Annotated in this window: 20 protein-coding genes and 1 pseudogene; 19 read left to right on the top strand and 2 right to left on the bottom strand. The window is 38.0% G+C overall.

The annotated features are described in order from the left end of the window. Window positions 1–7 precede the first annotated feature (7 nt). From xseA to spo0A, 9 genes are all read left to right on the top strand, one after another. Window positions 8–1,366, top strand: a complete 1,359-nt coding sequence (gene xseA / locus H280_RS0113030; RefSeq protein WP_028411222.1) for an exodeoxyribonuclease VII large subunit — start codon at window positions 8–10, stop codon at window positions 1,364–1,366. Continuing rightward, complete coding sequence (locus H280_RS0113025) at window positions 1,356–1,589, top strand: exodeoxyribonuclease VII small subunit (RefSeq protein WP_020061570.1); 234 nt, start codon at window positions 1,356–1,358, stop codon at window positions 1,587–1,589. The genes xseA and H280_RS0113025 overlap by 11 nt, the downstream gene beginning before the upstream one ends. Then, on the top strand, window positions 1,586–2,479 hold the full coding sequence (locus H280_RS0113020; protein ID WP_020061569.1) for a polyprenyl synthetase family protein: 894 nt from the start codon (window positions 1,586–1,588) through the stop codon (window positions 2,477–2,479). The genes H280_RS0113025 and H280_RS0113020 overlap by 4 nt, the downstream gene beginning before the upstream one ends. A gap of 356 nt (window positions 2,480–2,835) precedes the next feature. Then, on the top strand, window positions 2,836–4,728 hold the full coding sequence (dxs, locus tag H280_RS0113015; protein WP_020061568.1) for a 1-deoxy-D-xylulose-5-phosphate synthase: 1,893 nt from the start codon (window positions 2,836–2,838) through the stop codon (window positions 4,726–4,728). A gap of 3 nt (window positions 4,729–4,731) precedes the next feature. After that, the gene (locus H280_RS0113010; RefSeq protein ID WP_020061567.1) at window positions 4,732–5,571 is read left to right on the top strand and encodes a TlyA family RNA methyltransferase; all 840 of its coding nucleotides are present in this window, start codon (window positions 4,732–4,734) and stop codon (window positions 5,569–5,571) included. A 157-nt stretch (window positions 5,572–5,728) separates the two neighbouring features. Continuing rightward, complete coding sequence (argR, locus tag H280_RS0113005) at window positions 5,729–6,178, top strand: arginine repressor ArgR (RefSeq protein ID WP_028411221.1); 450 nt, start codon at window positions 5,729–5,731, stop codon at window positions 6,176–6,178. Window positions 6,179–6,456: 278 nt separating this feature from the next. Further along, window positions 6,457–8,196 (top strand): DNA repair protein RecN, encoded by a 1,740-nt coding sequence (gene recN, locus H280_RS0113000; RefSeq protein WP_020061565.1) that lies wholly within the window; start codon window positions 6,457–6,459, stop codon window positions 8,194–8,196. A gap of 119 nt (window positions 8,197–8,315) precedes the next feature. After that, window positions 8,316–9,617 carry a SpoIVB peptidase gene (spoIVB, locus tag H280_RS0112995; RefSeq protein ID WP_028411220.1) on the top strand — a complete coding sequence of 434 codons (1,302 nt, stop codon included), beginning with the start codon at window positions 8,316–8,318 and terminating at the stop codon, window positions 9,615–9,617. A gap of 346 nt (window positions 9,618–9,963) precedes the next feature. Next, on the top strand, window positions 9,964–10,758 hold the full coding sequence (gene spo0A / locus H280_RS0112990) for a sporulation transcription factor Spo0A (protein WP_020061563.1): 795 nt from the start codon (window positions 9,964–9,966) through the stop codon (window positions 10,756–10,758). A gap of 201 nt (window positions 10,759–10,959) precedes the next feature. On the opposite strand, the gene H280_RS25090 is transcribed toward spo0A, so the two are convergent. Then, window positions 10,960–11,106, bottom strand: a complete 147-nt coding sequence (locus H280_RS25090; RefSeq protein WP_020061562.1) for a YycC family protein — start codon at window positions 11,104–11,106, stop codon at window positions 10,960–10,962. A 148-nt stretch (window positions 11,107–11,254) separates the two neighbouring features. On the opposite strand from H280_RS25090, the gene H280_RS0112980 reads away from it, so the two are divergent. Beyond that, the gene (locus H280_RS0112980; RefSeq protein ID WP_028411219.1) at window positions 11,255–11,983 is read left to right on the top strand and encodes a glycerophosphodiester phosphodiesterase; all 729 of its coding nucleotides are present in this window, start codon (window positions 11,255–11,257) and stop codon (window positions 11,981–11,983) included. Between the two features lie 229 nt (window positions 11,984–12,212). Here the strand turns inward: H280_RS0112980 and H280_RS0112975 are convergent, their stop codons facing one another. Beyond that, the gene (locus H280_RS0112975; protein ID WP_020061560.1) at window positions 12,213–12,446 is read right to left on the bottom strand and encodes a DUF2627 domain-containing protein; all 234 of its coding nucleotides are present in this window, start codon (window positions 12,444–12,446) and stop codon (window positions 12,213–12,215) included. Between the two features lie 137 nt (window positions 12,447–12,583). Here H280_RS0112975 and H280_RS0112970 point away from each other — a divergent pair, with 137 nt between their 5' ends. The 9 genes and pseudogenes from H280_RS0112970 to H280_RS25770 all read left to right on the top strand — a co-directional run. Continuing rightward, complete coding sequence (locus H280_RS0112970; RefSeq protein WP_020061559.1) at window positions 12,584–14,656, top strand: sigma-54 interaction domain-containing protein; 2,073 nt, start codon at window positions 12,584–12,586, stop codon at window positions 14,654–14,656. Window positions 14,657–14,853: 197 nt separating this feature from the next. Continuing rightward, entirely contained in the window at window positions 14,854–15,753 is a 900-nt protein-coding gene (gene yqiS / locus H280_RS0112965) for a phosphate butyryltransferase (RefSeq protein ID WP_020061558.1), read from the top strand. A gap of 104 nt (window positions 15,754–15,857) precedes the next feature. Then, complete coding sequence (locus H280_RS0112960; RefSeq protein WP_020061557.1) at window positions 15,858–16,958, top strand: leucine dehydrogenase; 1,101 nt, start codon at window positions 15,858–15,860, stop codon at window positions 16,956–16,958. A gap of 87 nt (window positions 16,959–17,045) precedes the next feature. Beyond that, window positions 17,046–18,149, top strand: coding sequence for a butyrate kinase (gene buk / locus H280_RS0112955; RefSeq protein WP_020061556.1), 1,104 nt, complete (start codon window positions 17,046–17,048; stop codon window positions 18,147–18,149). A 5-nt stretch (window positions 18,150–18,154) separates the two neighbouring features. Next, window positions 18,155–19,576 carry a dihydrolipoyl dehydrogenase gene (lpdA, locus tag H280_RS0112950; protein WP_020061555.1) on the top strand — a complete coding sequence of 474 codons (1,422 nt, stop codon included), beginning with the start codon at window positions 18,155–18,157 and terminating at the stop codon, window positions 19,574–19,576. Between the two features lie 81 nt (window positions 19,577–19,657). After that, the gene (bfmBAA, locus tag H280_RS0112945; protein ID WP_020061554.1) at window positions 19,658–20,659 is read left to right on the top strand and encodes a 3-methyl-2-oxobutanoate dehydrogenase subunit alpha; all 1,002 of its coding nucleotides are present in this window, start codon (window positions 19,658–19,660) and stop codon (window positions 20,657–20,659) included. 13 nt (window positions 20,660–20,672) lie between these two features. Further along, a complete protein-coding gene (gene bfmBAB, locus H280_RS0112940) occupies window positions 20,673–21,656 on the top strand; it encodes a 3-methyl-2-oxobutanoate dehydrogenase subunit beta (protein ID WP_020061553.1) in 984 nt (327 codons plus the stop codon). A 15-nt stretch (window positions 21,657–21,671) separates the two neighbouring features. After that, entirely contained in the window at window positions 21,672–22,976 is a 1,305-nt protein-coding gene (locus tag H280_RS0112935; RefSeq protein WP_020061552.1) for a dihydrolipoamide acetyltransferase family protein, read from the top strand. A gap of 135 nt (window positions 22,977–23,111) precedes the next feature. Next, window positions 23,112–23,274, top strand: a pseudogene (locus H280_RS25770) (IS5/IS1182 family transposase); the annotation flags it as partial.

Genomic DNA, 23,274 nt, shown 5'->3' with positions numbered 1-23,274 from the left:
GAGAGAGATGGAAAAGCAATATTTAACCGTTACAGCGTTAACTCGTTATATGAAAACTAAAATAGAGTATGACCCTCACTTGCAGTCTGTTTGGTTAAAAGGAGAAATTTCAAATTTTAAATATCATAGCCGTGGTCATATGTATTTCACATTAAAAGATGAAAATGCAAGAATTGCTGCGGTCATGTTTGCGAGTCATAATCGTAATATAAAGTTCAGACCAGAAGACGGGATGAAAGTGCTTGTAAAAGGGAAAATCTCTGTTTATGAAGCAAGTGGTTCATACCAAATCTATATTCAAGATATGCAGCCAGATGGAGTAGGGAATCTGCATTTAGCGTATGAGCAATTAAAGGCTCGTTTAGAAGAAGAAGGGTTGTTTTCACAAGTATACAAACAAATAATTCCTACTTATCCAACAACAATTGGTGTGATAACCTCACCAACGGGTGCAGCAATTCGGGATATTATGACAACAATTTCCCGTCGTTATCCAATCGGAAAAGTAATTGTATTTCCGGTTTTAGTACAAGGAGAGTTTGCAGCTCCCTCAATTGTACAAGCTATTGAAAAGGCGAATGAAATGCATGCTATCGATGTGTTAATTGTTGGGCGCGGCGGAGGCTCAATAGAAGAACTGTGGGCGTTTAATGAAGAAACAGTAGCCCGGGCAATTTTTGCGAGTCAAATCCCAATTATTTCTGCTGTAGGACATGAAACGGATTTTACAATTGCAGATTTTGTTGCGGACTTAAGAGCTCCAACGCCAACAGCGGCAGCTGAATTGGCAGTTCCTCACATTCTTGAATTAGAAGAAAAAGTGAGGCAGCGTACACTTCGATTGACGCGAGTGATGCGTGAGATGTTGAACTCTAAACAGGAGCGTTTGCAAGCACTGCAAAAATCATATGCGTTTCGCTATCCAAAGCAATTGTATGAGCAAAAGGAAGAACAATTGGATCGTACAATTGATAAGTTGATACAAATGAAAGAGCGATACATAGAAAAGAAGACGAATCAACTTCAACAATTGTCATTTTATTTAGGGAAGCATCATCCCACGCAAAAAATTGAACAAACGAAGCTTACGTTAGATACATTGCAAAAGCAATTGCAACGTGAAATGCAGTCTCTATTGCAAGGAAAAGAGTTTGCTTTTACAAGAGCGATAGAGAAATTAGAAACGTTAAGTCCGCTTAGAGTGATGATGCGAGGCTACGGTCTTGTTTATAATAATGAGAAACAGGTGCTAAAAAGCATAAAAGAAATTGGGCTTGGAGATGAAATTACAGTGCATATTCAAGATGGTGTACTAGACTGTAATGTATGGGGAATAGAGGAGCGTGAACTAGGAGATGGAAAATAAAGTGAGCTTTGAATCTGCGATTGCCAAGCTTGAACAAATTGTTTCCAAGCTCGAACAAGGTGATGTTCCGCTTGAAGAAGCAATTTCGTATTTCAAAGAAGGTATGGAACTTTCTAAACTGTGCGATGAAAAATTAAAAGATGTACAAGAACAAATGGCTGTCATACTTGGTGAAAATGGTGAACTTCGTCCGTTTTCTACTTTAGGAGAGGAAGTGGAATGACGCATTTAACTTTTGATGCTTTTATGAAAGAAAGTAAAGCATTAGTAGAAGAAAATCTTGTGCGTTATGCAAGCGCCCTGCAATGTCCAAGGGTACTTCGCGAGGCGATGGTGTATTCATTAGAAGCGGGCGGAAAGCGTCTCCGTCCGTTACTTTTATTTGCGACGTTGCAAGCGTTTGGAAAAGATAGAGAATTAGGGATAGGTACAGCTTGCGCATTAGAAATGATTCATACATATTCTTTAATTCATGATGATTTACCTTGTATGGATGATGATGACTTACGCCGCGGGAAACCAACAAATCATAAAGTGTTTGGTGAGGCAATGGCAGTACTAGCTGGTGACGGGTTGTTAACATATGCATTCCAAGTTGTAACAGAACAAGACAATAAAGAAATTACTTCCGAAACAAAACTACGCATCGCGCTAGAACTCGCTAAAGCAGCAGGGCCAGAAGGAATGGTTGGTGGACAAGTTGCGGATATGGAAGCGGAAGGAAAGCGATTAAACCTTCATGAGTTAGAATATATTCATAAGAATAAAACTGGACGTTTATTAGAATTTGCCGTATTAGCTGGCGCGTTATTATCAGGAGCTACGGCTATGCAACAAGAAAAACTACTTGCCTTTGCGAAGTATGTCGGACTTGCTTTTCAAATTCGTGATGATATTCTAGATGTAGAAGGAATAGAAGAAGAGATTGGGAAACCGGTCGGAAGCGATATGACAAATGAAAAAAGTACATATACAACGTTATTTACAGTAGAGGAAGCGAAGCGAATTTTAGAAGAAACCATTACGAAAGCGAAAGAAGCTATTTCTTCTTTACAATTACAAGATGAATATTTGTTAGTAATTTGTGATCTAATTGCAAAGCGCAACCACTAGTATAAGAATGTTTTCATTTGTTGAGCCATTCAGGATTTTATGGTATAAATGTAAACAAAGGTTTTTCTTTTCTTTTTTTGGCAAAAATATACGTAGATTACATTGCCGTTATCACTTTGTGTTAGCGGCTCTTTTTTCATCGTATAAAGTGAAACTTCCATCAGTGGGGGGCTTTATCCCCCACTTATCTTCTTCGCTTCTCTCTCAATCTTGATGTGGGGGTCTTACTGCCCGTTAATGCGGGATAAAATAAAGAATATGCTTGATTTTTGTAATACAATTAAATGCAACTATATTTTACGGATGTATAATAGTTGATATGATGACAGATTATGAAACGAAAGTGAGTGATCCTGGTGGATCTGACGCAAATTCAAAATCCTAGTTTTTTGAAGGGTATGTCTATAAGCGAGCTAGAAGCGTTAAGCGAAGATATTCGAAAGTTTTTAATTGAAGAGCTCTCTCAAACAGGTGGACATATTGCTCCAAATCTAGGTGTAGTAGAACTCACAATTGCTTTGCATAAAGTATTCGATAGTCCAAGAGATAAGTTTTTATGGGATGTAGGACATCAATCCTATGTACATAAAATTTTAACGGGGCGTGCAAAGGAATTTGGAACATTAAGACAATATAAGGGTTTATGTGGTTTTCCGAAGCGTTGTGAAAGTGAACATGATGTATGGGAAACGGGACATAGCTCTACTTCCTTATCTGCTGCCATGGGAATGGCGCTTGCTCGTGATTTAAAGAAAACGAAGGAATACATTGTTCCTATTATTGGTGATGGTGCATTAACGGGTGGTATGGCGCTTGAAGCACTTAATCATATTGGACATGAACAAACAGATATGACGGTTATCTTAAATGATAATGAAATGTCGATTGCACCAAACGTTGGTGCATTGCATAACGTGCTTGGACGTTTACGTACAGCAGGGAAATATCAATGGGTAAAAGATGAATTAGAATATTTATTGAAGAAAATTCCAGCTGTCGGTGGTAAAGTAGCTGCAACTGCCGAAAAAGTAAAAGATAGCTTGAAATATTTACTCGTTTCGGGTGTGTTTTTTGAAGAGTTAGGCTTCACATATTTAGGACCTGTTGATGGGCATGATTATGAAGGTTTATTTGAAAATCTTCAATATGCCAAGAAAACGAAGGGCCCTGTTCTTGTTCATGTCATTACGAAAAAAGGAAAAGGCTATAAGCCAGCTGAAAGTGATGTAATTGGAACTTGGCATGGTACAGGACCGTACAAAATTGAGTCTGGTGATTTCGTGAAGCCAAAAGAAGCTGCACCGGCATGGAGTTCAGTTGTTAGTGAGGCAGTTCGTAAATTAGCGAAGAATGATCAACGTATCGTAGCTGTGACACCAGCAATGCCGGTTGGATCAAAGCTTGAAAAATTTGCAAAAGAATTTCCGAATCGTATGTTTGATGTAGGGATTGCTGAACAGCATGCAGTAACAATGGCAGCTGGTTTAGCAACGCAAGGCATGAAGCCATTTTTAGCGATTTATTCTACATTTTTACAACGCGCTTATGATCAAGTTGTTCACGACGTATGTCGCCAGAATTTAAATGTCTTTTTCGGGATTGACAGGGCCGGATTAGTAGGAGCTGATGGAGAAACGCATCAAGGTATATTTGATATTGCATTTTTACGTCATCTTCCCAATATTGTATTGATGATGCCGAAAGATGAAAATGAAGGTCAACATATGGTATATACAGCAATCAACTACGAAGATGGACCAATTGCGCTTCGTTACGCACGTGGAAATGGACTTGGTGTGTCTATGGATGAAGAGTTTAAAGAAATTCCAATCGGTACATGGGAAACACTTCGCGAAGGATCACAAGCGGTGATTCTAACATTTGGTACGACAATTCCGATGGCAATGGAAGCGGCAGAGTCACTTGAGAAGAAAGGGATTTCTGTAAAGGTTGTAAATGCTCGTTTTATTAAGCCAATGGACGAAGCATACTTGCATGAGCTATTAGGAAAGAATATGCCGATTTTAACAATTGAAGAGGCGTGTTTAATTGGAGGATTTGGTTCTGGTGTGTTAGAGTTTGCTAGTGAACATGGATATCATAACGCGCTAATTGAGAGTATGGGTATTCCAGATCATTTCATTGAACATGGTAGTGTCTCTAAGCTTCTTGAAGAAATTGGTTTAACAACAGAAGCTGTTGTTGAACGTATTTGTACAATGATTCCATTAAAACAAAAAAGGGCGTAACAAATGAGCGGAAAAAAAGAACGAGTAGATGTACTATTAGTAGAACGAGGGCTTGTTGAAACAAGAGAAAAAGCAAAGCGTGCCGTTATGGCAGGTCTTGTATATGCAAATGAGATGCGTTTAGATAAACCTGGTGAAAAAATACCGCAAGATACAGAAATTACATTAAAAGGACAAGTAATGCGCTATGTAAGCCGTGGTGGATATAAGTTAGAAAAGGCGTTAGAGACGTTTCATATAGATTTGCAAGATAAGATTATGCTCGATATTGGTTCATCAACGGGTGGATTTACGGATTGTGCTTTGCAAAATGGTGCAAAGCTATCATACGCTTTAGATGTAGGGTATAACCAACTTGCATGGAAATTAAGACAGGACGAGCGTGTTGTCGTAATGGAACGGACGAATTTTCGTTATGTAACACCTGCTGATTTGCAGAAAGGCTTACCACAATTCGCAAGCATTGATGTATCATTTATATCTTTGAAATTAATTTTACCTGTATTGAAAACGATGTTAACAGCTGGCGGAGAGGTTGCAGCGCTTATTAAGCCGCAATTTGAAGCTGGGCGAGAGCAAGTCGGGAAAAAGGGAATTGTTAGAGATCGTAAAGTACATGAAGCGGTTATAGAAATGATTGCCGATTTTGCGCAAGCAGAAGGTTACGATGTTCAAAACTTAACATTTTCTCCAATTACAGGTGGAGATGGAAACATTGAATTTTTAATACATTTAAAATGGTATGGTGAGCGTGAACAAGGAGAAAATCAATCACTTGTTCGAGCAGAGGAAGTTGTGACAGAAGCTCACGAAGCCTTGAAGAAAAAAGGAAAAGAGGAATAACAATTGTTGTTCCTCTTTTTGCTCGTATAGAAAGTTAGAATTGTATAACGATTGTAAAAACAATTATGTACAAGTAGCCGATTATGCGTTAACATAAATAAGTGAAGTATAACTATGCTAAAACTACGGTAAGAGATAGTGCGAGGTGCAAAAAAATATGAATAAAGGGCAGCGCCATATTAAAATTCGAGAAATTATTGCAAATAAAGAAATTGAAACACAAGACGAGCTAGTGGATATTTTACGTAATGAAGGTTTTAATGTAACACAAGCGACGGTATCACGAGATATTAAAGAATTACATTTAGTGAAGGTACCGCTTCATGATGGACGCTATAAATATAGCTTACCAGCTGACCAACGTTTTAACCCGCTTCAAAAATTAAAACGCAATCTTGTTGATTCGTTTGTTAAATTAGATACAGCTGGGCATATGCTTGTGTTAAAAACATTACCAGGTAATGCACATGCTCTTGGTGCGCTGATTGATCATTTAGAATGGGATGAAATTATTGGCACAATTTGCGGTGATGATACGTGTTTAATTATTTGCCGTACACCTGAAGATACAGGGGTTGTATCGAATCGCTTTTTAAATATGCTGTAACAAAAAGAATCTTGTTTGCTTTATTACTCAAAAGGGTAAAAAGTAGACAAGATATTTTTGTTACAGAGACATAAAAATTTCAGAATAGCATGTGAAGATGTAAATTTCTAGATAGGAATATCATTATTGTTACATTGACCGTGAAAACGAATGTTTGGTACAATGAAGCAGGTTACATAGCATACTCTTCATCAAAAAGAAGTAACGGAAGAGTGTATGTGTGAATAGTTTAAGCCTCCCGTGTGGAGTGTGAATGAAATAACGAGGTGAATGAGGCATTGTTATCGGAATTATCGATTAGAAACTTTGCTATTATAGAATCATTAAACATTTCTTTTCAAAAAGGGCTTACGGTTTTAAGTGGTGAAACGGGCGCAGGAAAATCCATCATTATTGATGCGATTAGTCTTCTTGTTGGGGGACGCGGCTCAGCGGAATTTGTACGTTATGGGACAGATAAAGCTGAAATTGAAGGTTTATTTTATATTGAGGATGAACAGCATCCTTGCGTGATGAAAGCTGAAGAGTTTGATATTGAAATTGAAGATGGCATGATTATTTTAAAACGGGATATCTCTGTAAATGGAAAAAGTGTATGCCGTGTCAATGGAAAGCTTGTAACATTAAGCACGTTAAAGGAAATTGGAAAAACGCTTGTTGATATTCATGGACAGCATGAAACGCAAGATTTGATGAATGAAGACCGTCATTTATTTATGCTTGATCATTTTGAGGGAGATCATATTTTAGTTCAGTTAGAAAAGTATCAAACTGTGTATAGGGAATATGAGCAATTAAAAAAACAATTGTGTTCTTTAACAGAGAATGAGCAACAAATGGCACATCGTCTAGATTTAATTCAGTTTCAACATGAAGAGATTCGAAATGCGGACTTGAAAATAGATGAAGAGCAAAATTTATTAGAAGAACGATTGAAGATTTCAAACTTTGAAAAGATTTACAAGGCATTAGGTGATTCGTATCGTTCTTTAACGGAGGAACGTTCTGGTTTAGATCATGTTCGAAATGCAATGAATCAAATGGAGAGCATTACGGATTTGGATACTGCATATCAAGAGAACTACGATGCGATTGCAAATAGTTATTATTTATTAGAAGAAGTAGCTTATCAGCTCCGCGAAAAGTTAGATATGATGGAATATGATCCCAATCGTTTAGATGAAATTGAAACACGTTTAAATGAAATTCGTATGTTAAAGCGTAAATATGGAAATACTGTAGAAGAGATTTTAGCGTATGCGGATGAAATTGAAAAAGAGATATTTACGATTGAAAATAAAGATGTACATATTGAAACGACGAAAAAGAAACTAAAAGAAATCGAACAGCTTATAGTGAAAGAGGCGATGTTACTAAGTGATATGCGCCATAATCTTGCGACTCGATTAACAACGGCTATTCATCAAGAATTAAAAGAGCTGTACATGGAAAAAACAAAATTTGAAGTGATGATAAAGAAAAAAGAAGGAACAATTGACGATCCTCTTGTTGAGGGAGCTCCTGTTAAAATGACGCAAGTTGGGTATGACAATGTAGAATTTTATATTTCCACGAATCCAGGCGAACCGTTAAAGCCACTTTCTAAAGTAGCTTCGGGGGGGGAATTATCCCGTATTATTTTAGCGTTAAAGAGCATTTTCTCTAAACATCAAGGGGTTGCCTCTGTTATTTTCGATGAGGTAGACACTGGGGTAAGTGGGCGTGTTGCGCAGGCGATTGCGGAAAAAATTTATCGCGTTTCTGTCAATTCACAAGTGTTATGTATTACGCATTTACCACAAGTCGCATCCATGGCAGATGCTCATTTATTTATTCGTAAACAAATTGCGAATGAACGCACAGTTACATCTGTTACTGTACTCAGTCAAAATGAAAAAGTAACAGAAATTGCTCGTATGATTTCTGGTGTGGAAATTACTGACTTAACGACGGAGCATGCAAGAGAGTTGCTCTCACAGGCGCATCGCTTTAAACGAGCAGCAGAAGCTATCCAATAATGGATAGCTTTTTTGTTAACAGCAATGATTTCTTAATTCTTCCGGTTATAAAGAAATGGTAGCAAGGAGACATTAAAGAATGAAGCCGCTTGGCTGAATGTGGGTTAGGAGCGAGGAGAGTGAAAAGATTGAAATTAGAGAAATTTCGAAAAATCATAGGGATTTGTCTCCTTGTTTCACTTGTCTTTATCGGGTGTTATAAACCCCTTCGTGAGTTTATTTCATTTCCAAAGCAACTTGTTATATTTCAAAATCAAGATTCAAAAGTATCTTCTTTGCCTGTATTTCAAGCAAAATCAACTGATGAAACGATATTTACGATTGCCTCTGGGCGTGTTAGTGAAAAAACCATTTCAGTAAATGCGCATCAAAACGGCGAAGCTGATATGGTTTATGAGCTTGCAGGATTACCTGTGAAAAAAGTAAATGTGAAAGTGCTGAAAGATTTTAAAGTAATTCCAGGCGGACAATCAATTGGTGTGAAATTAAATGCAAAAGGGGTACTTGTTGTAGGACACCATTTAATTCAAACAGAAAAAGGAAAAGTATCTCCAGGAGAGCTTGCGGGTGTACAAGTAGGGGATATGATTACTGAAATAAATGGCAAGACAATTGAACGAATGAGTGATATTGCACCATTTATTCATAACAGCGGGAAGACGGGAGAATCGCTTAATCTTGTTTTGCTAAGAGATGGAAAATATATTCGAACAAAATTAACTCCACAAAAAGATGGTGGAGAACAGTCGTATCGAATTGGACTATACATTCGCGACTCGGCTGCAGGTATTGGAACAATGACATTTATTCATCCAGAATCAATGAAATACGGTGCGCTTGGTCATGTAATTTCTGACAATGATACGAAAAAACCAATTCAAGTTGAAGATGGACAAATTGTTCGTTCGACAGTAACATCTATTGAACGTGGTAGCGATGGAGATCCTGGTGAAAAATTAGCAAGATTTTCACCAGATCATGAAGTTATTGGTAATATTACAACGAATAGTCCCTTTGGTATTTTTGGTAAGTTAAATACAGAAATGAAGAATGGGATTATGGATGAATCACTTCCGATTGCCCTTTCTCATCAAGTAAAAGAAGGGCCTGCAAAAATTTTGACAGTTATTGATCAAGACAAAGTGGAAGCGTTCGATATAGAAATTGTGAGTACAGTTCCGCAAAAATTCCCTGCAACAAAAGGAATGGTTGTAAAGATCACAGATAAACGCTTGTTAGAAAAAACAGGTGGAATCGTACAAGGTATGAGTGGTAGTCCTATTGTACAAGATGGAAAATTAGTAGGGGCTGTAACGCATGTATTCGTCAATGATCCAACATCTGGATACGGTGTTCATATTGAGTGGATGCTACATGAAGCAGGGATTAATATTTATACAGATCAGAAAAAAGCAAGCTGAACTTGAATTCAGCTTGCTTTTTTTGTTACTTTTAATTGTGGCAGAGAGAAGAAGAAATCTCTTTATTGATAAAAATCTTTCTTGTAAAGCCGTTGAAATGTTACAAAAGTTTCGCAACTGGTGTTTTTTGGTGTAAAATAAAAGTAGAGCGTGCATATTCAGCTGTAATCATATGATGGAATATGTAAAAGAACACTAAGAAATAGACGATAAAAATGTTTTTTTGTGATTTTTTCGGAATTTAAGAAAGTTTTAAAGGGGATTTTCACATAATTGTCGAACAATTCATGTAGTCTAGAAGGAAATACTTTATGCCGGGAGAAACCATTAGTAGGGAGGAAAAGCTGTGGAGAAAATTAAAGTGTGTCTCGTGGATGATAATAAAGAACTTGTATCTATGTTAGAAAGTTATGTTGCTGCTCAGGATGATATGGAAGTGATTGGTGTAGCGTATAATGGTCAAGAGTGCTTAAATTTATTAAAAGAAAGACAACCCGATGTACTTGTTCTCGATATTATTATGCCACATTTAGACGGTCTCGCAGTACTAGAAAAAATGCGTCATATGGATCGTTTTAAACAGCCGAATGTTATTATGTTAACAGCATTTGGGCAAGAGGATGTGACGAAAAAAGCTGTTGATTTTGGGGCGTCATATTTTATCTTAAAACCATTTGATATGGAAAATTTAACGAGTCATATTCGTCAAGTTAGCGGAAAATCAAGCTCTATTATTAAACGACCGCTACCAGCTTTTCGTTCAGTAACAACGTCTGATGGAAAACCGAAAAATTTAGATGCAAGCATTACGAGTATCATTCATGAAATTGGTGTACCAGCTCATATTAAAGGGTATATGTATTTGCGCGAAGCAATTTCTATGGTCTATAACGACATTGAACTGCTTGGCTCAATTACAAAAGTACTATATCCAGACATTGCAAAGAAATATAATACAACAGCAAGCCGTGTAGAACGTGCAATTCGTCATGCGATTGAAGTCGCGTGGAGCCGTGGGAATATCGAATCTATTTCTTCTTTATTCGGCTATACAGTATCCATGTCAAAAGCAAAACCAACGAATTCAGAATTCATTGCGATGGTGGCGGATAAGTTAAGGCTTGAACATAAGGCGAGTTAAAAATAACAGTAGGAATTAATGAGTAGTTTTGTTTATAAAAGAAAAGTGAGCATAACGCTTGCTTAATCAATAAATGATTGATATACAAACCGATGAACATTCTTTTTGGGAGTTTTAAATAACTGTCATGAAAGGAATGTTCATTTTTTGTTTTAGCAAATTAAAGCGTTATAAGAAAAGTCCTGTACACAACAGGACTGCCTACTCTTTCTCTTGATTTTGTTTTTCTAATTCAACGAGTTTTTGAATTAAAATATGCTGTGGCATATGCATAAGCTGTTCAAGTGGTACACCGAGAGCTTTAGATAATTTAATAGCTGTCTCTGGTGAAAGTTGTAATGGTTTCATAAAAGTACCTCCTTTTTGTATAGTATAGCATAAAGTGAAATAAGCATGAGTGTAGGGACAACGATAGTAACGGTTCATGAGGTTATGTAAGTGCCAGTTGGAAAATACATAGTTTGATTTACAGTGAAATGAAATTTGAGGTGAGAAAATGATGCTTATTTTTGGACACCGCGGAGCTGCGGGGACGTATCCGGAAAATACGATGGTTTCTTTTCGTGCGGCGGAGAAATTGGGGGCTGATGGGATTGAATTAGATGTGCAGTTCACAAAAGATAACAAAATTGTTGTCATTCATGATGAAACTGTAAATCGAACGACGAATGGAAAAGGTGCTGTTCGAAATTATGTATATGCAGATTTACGTGAGTTAGATGCGAGTTATACATTTTATGATAAGGTCGGTGCGCAGCCTGTTCCTTTGTTGGAAGAAGTGTTAGCGTGGCTGAAAACAAATAACCTTTTTCTTAATATTGAATTTAAGAATAATAAAGTGCCATACCCTGGTTTAGAAGAAGAGGTAATTACTCTTATTCGAAAATATAGTATGGAGGAGAGAACGATTCTATCTTCTTTTAATCATTATAGTATGAAAAAGTGTCATATGATGGCCACTGATATTGAGACGGCAATTTTATACAAGGAAGGATTGCATAGCCCATGGGCTTATGCGAGAAAGATGGGAGCGAGTGCGATTCATCCAAACTACCGGTATATTTCGGATGGAATTGTAGAATTAACGATGGAAAAAGGTGTATTTGTGCGTCCGTATACGATTAATGAGGAGGAGGCAATAAGGAAGTTTTTAAAGATGAATGTGACAGCTATTATTACAGACTATCCAGAGCGGGTGAAAAAGATAATGCAAGGTGTAAAATGAGTCCTTTATTTATGAAGGGGCTCGTTTTTTTTGTGGGAAACAATACGGAGACTTAAAGAGGAGTGGGAGAAAAAACCCGCTGATGGAAGTTTCACTTTATCCCGCTATTCGTGGGCAGTAAGACCTCGCCTCAAGATGGAGAGAGAAGCGGAAAATAACTGTCCGTAAAAGCATGATTGGTTCAACTAACCATTCGAAGGAAAAGCACCTTCGAATGGTTAGTTTCACTTTATCTTCGAAATCGAGCTTGTACTTTATTTCGTTTTCGGTCGCGATATAAAACGAAGCCGCCAAAGATATAAAAACCGATTGCGAAACAGAATACTCCAATTACAAATTGTAACCATAGTGCAGGGATTGGAGAGAAGAGAATACCGAAAACAGTATCTCTCATCAGTTTAATGCCTACTACAGCTAGTGAAATAGGGATAACTGCTAATAGGAGAGCGAGATAACGTTGCATAAGGAATCCTCTTTTCCGATTATTTAGTATATACAAAATAATGCGATAATTTATGTTCGTTTGTCAAGGGGTTTTGGAAGAAGTAAGATAGAGGTGTGAAAAATTTTGCAGAGATGCTGCGGGAGGATTGGTAGCATATGAAACAAAGGGCATTAATTATTGGAGCGGGTGCTGGAGGAAGTGCGATTCTAGGTCTATTGCAAAAATCAAATATATTTGAAGTAGTTGCAATTGTGGATATTAATGAAAAAGCAAAGGGAATTCAACTTGCGAAGAGTCTTTATATTTCTACCGGAAGTAATTGGGAAGTGTTTATACGTGAGGATATTGATGTCATTTTTGATATGACAGGTAATTATAGTGTGTATGAACAAATTTTGGTGAAGAAACAAGAAGATGTGCTGCTTGTCCCAGGGGATGTTGCAAATATCGTTGTAAAGCTTGCACATGAAAAAGAAATATTGATTGGGAAATTAAGAGATCAAACGCAGCAGAGGGATCTTATTTTAAATTCGACGCATGATGGTATGATTGTTGTTGATCAAGAAGGGCATGTATTATTGTTCAATAAAAGTGCGGAACGGATGACGGGATATAAAAAAGAAGAAGTTGTTAATAAATATATTTTAGAAGTGATTCCAACAAGTAAGTTGCTTCGGATTATTCGTACGAAGCAAATTGAAATTAATCAAGAATTAACATTAGATAATGGGAAGAAAATTATTTCAACGCGTATTCCGATTTTAAATGAAATTGGGGAGGTACAAGGGGCGTTTGCGGTTTTTAAAGATATTACTGAAATTGTAAATTTGGCCGAAGAAGTAACGGATTTAAAAGAAATTCAAACATTGCTAGAAGCGATCATTCATTCTTCTGAAGAAGCGATTTCTGTTGTTGATGAACAAGGGCGAGGACTTGTCATAAACCCAGCTTATACAAAATTAACAGGTCTTTCAGAAGAAGATATTATTGGTAAGCCAGCGACAACAGATATTGTAGAAGGAGAAAGTATGCATATGAAAGTGTTGCGGACGCGTAGGGCAGTGCGTGGTATTCATATGAAAATTGGGCAAAAAAAGAGAGATGTTATTGTAAATGTAGCACCGGTTATTGTTGATGGGATTTTAAAGGGAAGTGTCGGGGTAATTCGCGATGTATCCGAGATTCAAAAATTAACAGATGAATTAAATCGGGCAAGACAAATTATTCGTACGTTAGAAGCGAAGTATTCATTTGACGATATTGTTGGAACGTCAGAAGGAATTGTGGCAGCGATTGAACAAGCGAAACTAGGGGCGAATACACCGGCGACGGTACTGCTTCGAGGGGAGTCAGGAACTGGAAAGGAATTGTTTGCGCACGCCATTCATAATGGAAGCAATCGGAAGTACAATAAGTTTGTTCGTGTAAATTGTGCAGCAATTTCTGAATCGTTATTAGAGAGTGAACTGTTTGGTTATGAAGAAGGTGCGTTTTCTGGTGCGCGCCGCGGGGGGAAACGTGGTTTTTTTGAAGAAGCGAACAATGGGAGTATCTTCTTAGATGAAATAGGGGAATTGTCTGCGAATACACAAGCGAAGTTACTTCGTGTGTTGCAAGAGAAGGAAATTGTGAGAGTTGGAGGTACGAAGCCGATTCCAATTAATGTTCGAGTTATTGCTGCAACGCATGTGAATTTAGAAAAGGCAATTTTAGATGGTGATTTTCGGGAAGATTTATATTATCGGTTAAATAAAATTCCGATTCATATTCCCTCACTTGGTCAGCGTAAAGAGGATATTGGTGAAATTGCTGAGCGATTAATTCAAAAGATTAATCAAGATTATGGACGTAATGTTGAGGGATTAACGGAATCAGCGGTGCAGTATTTACAATCATATGATTGGCCGGGGAATGTTCGTGAGCTTGAAAATATTTTAGGGCGAGCGATTATTTTTATGAATTATAACGAAATGTATATTGATGTCCATCATTTACCACCGTTACATCATGAGGACCAACATGAACTTATAGGGAGTAATTTACTGCCTGAATTAGAAGAAAGACCTCTTGAGGATTTAGTGGCTGAATTTGAGGGGAATATTATTCATGAGTATTTGTCTAGATTTAATGGGAACAAAACAAAAACAGCACAAGCACTAGGAATTTCAGTTCGGAATTTATATTATAAGCTAGACAAGCACGAGTGTGCAAAAAATAGCATGCAGTAAATTGCACACTGCGCAATATTTTGCGTGGTGTGCGCAATGTGGCAAGATTAGACAGAATTTTTTGCGTAGTTACAAAATGTTGATTTTTCTACGTTTTGAATGCGTTTTCAAAAATATTTAAACAGAATTAAAAAGTTGGCACGATATTTGCTTTAATATATAAGCGAGGGACGACGAGGAAGGGTTGATTACAAAATATGAAGTTACAAACTTTAATTGATCAAGCGGCAAAGCAACCGAAAAAAACAGTTGCCGTTGCAGTAGCTGAAGATCATGAAGTAATTGAAGCCGTTACAAAGGCTGTACAATTACAGTTAGCTCAATTTCGTCTATATGGAAATCAAGAAACAATTATAAGTATGTTACAAGAGCATGGATTGGCGCCTTCAGAACATATTGAAGTAATCTCTACTACATCTAACGCAGAAGCTGCTGAATTAGCAGTAAAAGCGGTAAGGAGTGGGGAAGCGGATGTACTTATGAAAGGCAACATTCCAACAGCTAATATTTTGAAAGCAGTATTAAATAAAGAGTGGGGTCTTCGTAAAGGCGGTGTGTTATCACACGTTGCAGCTTTTGAAGTGCCGAATTACGATCGCTTTATCATCGTAACGGATGCAGCGATGAATATCGCTCCAGATGTACAGCAAAAAGCAGCGATTGTGCAAAATGCAGTTGAAGTTGCCCGGGCAATAGGAGTAGAGGTACCGAAAGTAGCTCCGATTGCTGCTGTAGAAGTTGTAAATCCTGCAATGCAAGCAACGATTGATGCAGCAATGTTAACGCAAATGAATCGCCGGGGGCAAATTAAAAATTGCATCATTGACGGACCACTTGCTTTAGATATCGCTGTTTCACAAATTGCAGCGGATCATAAAGGAATTCAAAGCGATGTAGCTGGTAAAGCGGATATTTTACTCGTCCCAACAATTGAAGCTGGAAATGTATTATATAAATCGCTTGTATATTTTGCTGATGCAAAAGTAGGAGCGATTATCGCTGGAGCGAAAGCGCCGATTGTGTTAACATCTCGCGCTGATTCAGCAGAAACAAAAGTGCATTCATTAGCATTGGCAGTTGCGACTGCTTCTAAATAAACTTTCTTGCAATACATGTTTTATTTTCATTAATGATTAAGGGAATGAATCCGGTATAACGGACTAAAATTGAAAATGGTAAACATATCAAGGGGGAAATTACAATGACATTAGAAATCTTCAAATACTTAGAAACTTACGATTACGAGCAAGTGGTGTTCTGTCAAGATAAAGAATCAGGATTAAAAGCAATTATTGCAATTCATGACACAACTCTTGGACCAGCTCTTGGTGGAACAAGAATGTGGACATACGATTCTGAAGAAGCTGCAATTGAAGATGCATTGCGTCTTGCAAAAGGTATGACATATAAAAACGCAGCAGCTGGTTTAAACTTAGGCGGCGCAAAAACAGTTATTATCGGCGATCCACGCAAAGATAAGAGCGAAGCAATGTTCCGTGCATTAGGACGTTACATTCAAGGATTAAATGGTCGTTACATCACAGCTGAAGATGTTGGTACAACTGTAGATGATATGGATATTATTCATGAAGAAACAGATTTCGTAACAGGTATTTCACCTTCATTCGGTTCTTCTGGTAACCCATCTCCAGTAACTGCTTACGGCGTATACGTTGGTATGAAAGCAGCTGCAAAAGAAGCGTTCGGTACAGATAGCTTAGAAGGTAAAGTAATTGCTGTTCAAGGTGTAGGTAATGTAGCTTATCACCTATGCAAACACCTACATGCAGAAGGTGCAAAATTAATCGTTACAGATATTAATAAAGAAGCTGTACAACGTGCTGTAGAAGAGTTTGGTGCAACTGCTGTTGAGCCAAATGAAATTTACGGTGTAGAATGTGATATTTATGCACCATGTGCACTAGGAGCAACAGTAAACGACGAAACAATTCCACAATTAAAAGCGAAAGTAATTGCTGGTTCTGCAAATAACCAATTAAAAGAAGATCGTCACGGTGATATCGTTGATGAAATGGGTATCGTATATGCACCAGACTATGTTATTAATGCGGGCGGCGTAATTAACGTAGCGGACGAGTTATACGGATACAATAGAGAACGTGCATTAAAACGTGTAGAAGCAATTTATGACACAATTGAAAAAGTAATTTCAATTTCAAAACGTGATGGTGTGCCAACATATGTGGCAGCGGATCGTCTTGCTGAAGAGCGCATCGCAAGCTTAAAAAATACACGCAGCACATTTTTAAGTAACGGCCATAACATTTTAAGCCGTCGCTAATTCATAGAAAAAATAAATGTGAAAGCAGTAGCAACTTCATTCAGCCGTTGCTACTGTCTTTCTAAATAAATGGTGGAGGGAGCAGTCTTGTCCGTGAATCGAATTCTTGTCATTAATCCTGGTAGCACATCTACGAAGATTGGTGTTTTTGATAATGAAAGACCCGTTTTAGAAGAAACAATTCGTCATGACGAAGAACAGATTGGAAAATATAAGCGTATTATTGATCAATATGAATTTCGTAAACAAACTATTTTAGAGGTGCTTCATTCTCATGGCATTAATATTTCTAAGTTAAATGCTGTATGTGGTCGCGGCGGACTACTTCGTCCGATTGAAGGCGGTACGTATACGGTAAACGAAGCAATGCTAGAAGATTTGAAGAATGGTTATAGTGGTCATCATGCTTCTAATCTAGGCGGGATTTTAGCATATGAAATTGCTTCTGGACTTAACATTCCAGCGTTTATTGTTGATCCAGTAGTTGTAGATGAAATGGAAGATATTGCTCGTATTAGCGGGATAGCTGGCATGGAGCGAAGAAGTATTTTTCATGCGCTAAACCAAAAAGCAGTAGCTCGTAAAGTTGCAAAAGAACTTGATCGTAAATATGAAGATTTGAATTTAATCATTGCACATATGGGCGGCGGTATTTCGGTTGGTTCTCATAAGGAAGGAAAAGTTATTGATGTAAATAACGGTTTAAATGGAGAAGGACCATTCAGCCCAGAGCGTGCTGGAACGGTTCCGGTAGGCCAGCTTGTAGAAATGTGCTTCTCTGGCGACTATTACCGTGATGAAATGATGAAAAAAATCGTTGGGCAAGGTGGTTTAGTAAGCTTACTTGGTACAAATGATGCAATTAAAGTAGAGAAAATGGTAGAACAAGGCGATCCGGAAGCGACGCTTGTTTATACAGCAATGGCATATCAAGTTGCAAAAGAGATCGGCGCGGCAAGTGCAGTTCTTCATGGTAAAGTAGATGCTATTGTTTTAACGGGCGGGCTTGCATATAGTAAAATTCTTGTTGATGAAATTAAAGAACGCGTTCATTGGATTGCAGATGTCATTGTGCATCCGGGTGAAGATGAATTGCAAGCATTAGCAGAAGGTGCACTTCGTGTGCTTCGTGATGAAGAAACTGCAAAAGAGTATGCTGTACGTGAAAAAGAAACAGTAGCTAGGGGTTGAGTAATATGGCAAAAGAATACGATTTAGTCATCGTTGGCGGTGGTACAGGCGGATATGTGGCTGCTATTCGTGCATCACAATTAGGATTAACAACAGCGCTTGTTGAAAAAGAAAATTTAGGTGGTACTTGCTTACACAAAGGTTGTATTCCAAGTAAGGCATTACTTCGCAGTGCTGAAGTTTTTGCAACTGCGAAAAAAGGTGAAGAATTCGGCGTTGTCACAAGCAATGTAGAATTAAACTTCGCAAAAGTACAAGAACGTAAAGAAAAAATCGTAAGCCAACTTCATAAAGGTGTTCAGCACTTAATGAAGCAAGGGAAAATTGATGTATATGAAGGAATTGGTCGTATTCTTGGCCCATCTATTTTCTCACCGATGCCAGGAACGATTTCTGTTGAATTAGCGAGCGGAGAAGAGAATGAAATGCTTATTCCGAAAAATGTAATCGTTGCAACAGGATCACGCCCAAATTCCTTACCAGGACTTGAACTTGATGGTGAATATGTAATGTCATCGGATCATGCCCTAAAAATGGAAACGCTTCCTGGATCTATCATTATTGTTGGCGGCGGTGTAATTGGTATTGAGTGGGCATCTATGCTTGCTGATTTCGGCGTGGAAGTAACTGTACTTGAATACGCAAAATATGTTCTACCGCTTGAAGATCAAGACGTTTCTAAAGAAATGCAACGTTTACTTAAGAAAAAAGGCATTAAAGTTGTAACTGGTGCAAAAGTGTTACCAGAAACTTTAGTAAAAGATAACGGTGTAACGATTCAAGCTGAACTGAATGGTGAAAATAAAGAATTTAAAGCTGAAAAAATGCTTGTATCTGTCGGAAGACAAGCAAACACACAAAATATCGGCTTAGAAAATACAGATATCATTGTTGAAAAAGGTTATATTCAAACAAATGAATATTATCAAACGAAAGAATCGCACATTTATGCGATTGGCGATGTAATTGGCGGCTTGCAGCTTGCACATGTTGCTTCTCATGAAGGAATTGTAGCAGTTGAACACATTGCTAGAAAAGAACCGATGCCAATTGATTATTCTATGGTATCTAAATGTGTATATAGCAGCCCAGAAGTTGCTTCTGTCGGATTAACAGAGCAAGAAGCAAAAGAAAAAGGCTACAAATTAAAAGTAGGTAAATTCTCGTTCCGTGCAATCGGTAAGGCGCTTGTATATGGAGAATCTGATGGTTTTGTAAAACTTGTTGTTGATGAAGAAACAAATGATATTCTTGGTGTTCATATGATTGGGCCACATGTAACAGATATGATCTCAGAAGCAGGTCTTGCAAGAGTGTTAGACGCAACGCCATGGGAAGTTGCACATACAATTCATCCACATCCATCATTATCAGAAGCAATTGGTGAAGCTGCGTTAGCAGTGGATGGAAAAGCGTTACACGGGTAAAAGTGAACCATTAGGAATGGATAGTGTATCGTTCTTGCTTTATAATAGAGCGGGGTAAAAAGGATTTAGGAGGGTGTTAATATGGCTGAAGTAAAAGCAAAACGCCATGAAGAGCTTGGTTTAAGCGATGAGCAAGTAATAGAAATGTATCGCACGATGTTACTCGCACGTAAAATTGACGAGCGTATGTGGTTATTAAACCGTGCAGGGAAAATTCCTTTTGTAATTTCTTGTCAAGGACAAGAAGCTGCACAAGTAGGAGCAGCATTTGCACTTGATCGTGAGAAAGACTATGCACTGCCGTATTACCGTGATATGGGTGTTGTATTAGCGTTTGGTATGACAGCAAAAGAGCTTATGTTATCTGGATTTGCTAAAGCAGAAGATCCAAACTCTGGCGGACGTCAAATGCCGGGACATTTTGGACAAAAGAAAAATCGCATCGTAACAGGTTCTTCACCAGTTACAACGCAAGTACCACATGCAGTAGGTATTGCGTTAGCAGGACAAATGGAAGGAAAAGATTTAGTAACTTTTGTTACATTTGGTGAAGGTTCTTCTAACCAAGGTGATTTCCATGAGGGTGCGAACTTTGCAGGAGTACACAAATTACCTGTTATTTTCATGTGTGAAAATAATAAATATGCAATCTCTATCCCTGTTGAAAAACAATTAGCATGTAAAAATGTATCTGATCGTGCAATTGGTTATGGTATGCCAGGATACACAGTGGATGGAAATGATCCGCTTGAAGTATATAAAGCTGTAAAAGAAGCAGCAGATCGTGGACGCCGTGGTGAAGGCCCAACATTAATTGAAACGGTATCTTATCGTTTAACAGCACACTCTAGTGATGACGATGATCGTGTATACCGTGACCGAGAAGAAGTAGAAGAAGCAAAGAAAAAAGATCCAATCTTTACATTTGCAAATTACTTAAAAGAAGTAGGCATTTTAACAGAGGAATCTGAAAAACAAATGCTAGATGATATCATGCATATCGTAAACGAAGCAACAGAATATGCAGAAAATGCTCCGTATGCAGATCCAGAGTCTGCATTAAAGCACGTATACGCGGAATAAGGGGGAACGTTTCATGGCTGTAATGTCTTATATTGACGCGATTACATTAGCAATGCGCGAGGAAATGGAACGCGATAAGAAAGTGTTTGTATTAGGAGAAGATGTTGGTAAAAAAGGCGGCGTTTTTAAAGCGACAAATGGATTGTATGATCAATTTGGCGAAATGCGCGCGCTTGATACACCACTTGCAGAATCTGCAATTGCTGGGGTAGCAATCGGTGCAGCAATGTATGGAATGCGCCCAATTGCAGAAATGCAATTTGCTGACTTCATTATGCCAGCGGTGAACCAAATTGTTTCCGAAGCAGCAAAAATTCGTTACCGTTCTAACAATGATTGGACTTGCCCGGTAACAATCCGCGCACCATTTGGCGGCGGTGTTCATGGTGCATTGTATCATTCACAATCTGTAGAAGCGCTTTTTGCAAACCAACCTGGTTTAAAAATTGTAATTCCTTCTACACCATATGATGCAAAAGGTTTATTAAAAGCTGCAATTCGTGATGAAGATCCAGTATTATTCTTTGAACATAAACGTGCATATCGCTTAATTAAAGGTGAAGTGCCAGAAGATGATTACGTATTACCAATTGGAAAAGCAGACGTAAAACGTGAAGGTGACGACATTACTGTTATCACATACGGATTATGTGTTCACTTTGCTCTTCAAGCTGCTGAAAAATTAGCACAAGATGGTATTTCTGCTCACGTTCTTGATTTACGTACTGTATATCCGTTAGATAAGGAAGCAATTATTGAAGCAGCTTCAAAAACAGGTAAAGTTCTTCTTGTAACGGAAGATAATAAAGAAGGAAGCATTATGAGTGAAGTAGCAGCAATTATCGCAGAAAATTGCTTGTTTGATCTTGATGCACCAATTGCTCGTCTTGCAGGTCCAGACGTTCCAGCAATGCCATATGCACCAACAATGGAGAAATTCTTTATGGTGAATCCAGATAAAGTGGAAAAAGCAATGCGCGAACTTGCGGAATTTTAATCGGGGGGACTATACATGGCTGTAGAAAAAATTACAATGCCTCAGCTTGGGGAGAGTGTAACAGAGGGTACAATTAGTAAATGGCTTGTTTCTGTTGGTGATCACGTAAATAAATATGATCCGCTTGCAGAAGTAATGACAGATAAAGTGAACGCAGAAGTACCTTCCTCTTTCAGCGGGGTTGTTACAGAATTAATCGCTGGTGAAGGTGAGACACTAGCTGTCGGTGAAGTGATTTGTATGATTCAGGTTGAAGGTGCAAATGAAGTAGCTGCAACAGCTGTAGCAGAGAAAACAGAAGAGGCGCCAAAAGCAGATGTAGTTGCACCGCTATCCGCACCGAAAGCAAAGCAACCAACTGATGGTAAACCACGTTTTTCACCAGCTGTATTAAAGCTTGCAGGTGAGCATAATATTGACCTAGATGCAGTAGTAGGTACAGGAGCAAATGGTCGTATTACGCGTAAAGATATTTTAACATTAGTTGAATCAGGAAATATTCCACAAGCAGGTGCGAAGAAAGAAGTTGCACCGGTTACACAAGAAGCACCAAAGGCAGCAGCACCAGCAGCTCCTAAAGCAGAAGCGGCAAAACAGGTATCTGTACCAACAATGCCAGGAGATATTGAAATCCCAGTGACTGGTGTTCGTAAAGCAATTGCTGCAAACATGCTGCGCAGTAAGCATGAAGCACCACACGCTTGGATGATGATTGAAGTGGATGTAACAGATCTTGTTTCATACCGTAATTCAATTAAAGGTGAATTTAAAAAGCGTGAAGGCTTTAATTTAACATTCTTTGCATTCTTCGTAAAAGCTGTTGCACAAGCTTTAAAAGAATACCCACAAATTAATTCTATGTGGGCTGGCGATAAAATTGTTCAGAAGAAAGATATTAACCTTTCTATCGCAGTTGCAACTGACGATGAATTATTCGTTCCAGTTATTAAGCATGCTGATGAGAAAACAATTAAAGGTATCGCTCGTGAAATTACTGAACTTGCAACAAAAGTACGTACGAAATCATTAAAAGCTGACGAAATGCAAGGTGGAACATTTACGATTAATAACACAGGGTCATTTGGTTCTGTTCAATCTATGGGTATTATTAACTATCCACAAGCGGCGATTTTACAAGTGGAATCTATCGTGAAACGTCCAGTAATTATGAATAATGGTATGTTCGGCGCACGTGATATGGTTAACTTATGCCTATCTCTTGACCACCGCGTATTAGATGGTTTCATTTGCGGTAAGTTCTTAGGACGCGTAAAAGAAATTCTTGAAAATACATCGGCAGATAATACTTCTGTATATTAATGACAAGAAAGCTCGCTAATTGGGAGGCCACTGAAAAAGTCTTCATAGAAAAAACGAAAGCTTCCTCGATGAAATCGAGGAAGCTTTCGTTTTTTTCATGTATAATAGTTGTAATAATTCTAGGTGGTGTCTCGGATGATTTCAAAACAACAATCTCTTAACCTTAGCCCATTCATGGCGATTTACGATATCGTCATACCAAAAGATAATATGCTCCGTCAATTTAATGAAATGGTAGATTTTTCTTTTGTTTTAGAGGAACTGAAAAGTAAATATTGTCTCGATAATGGCCGCAACG

The sequence above is a fragment of the Bacillus sp. 123MFChir2 genome, from assembly GCF_000383235.1.
GTDB lineage: Bacteria > Bacillota > Bacilli > Bacillales > Bacillaceae_G > Bacillus_A.
Note: the sequence above shows the minus strand (reverse complement) of the source record. Positions and strands in the feature narration are given on the sequence as shown.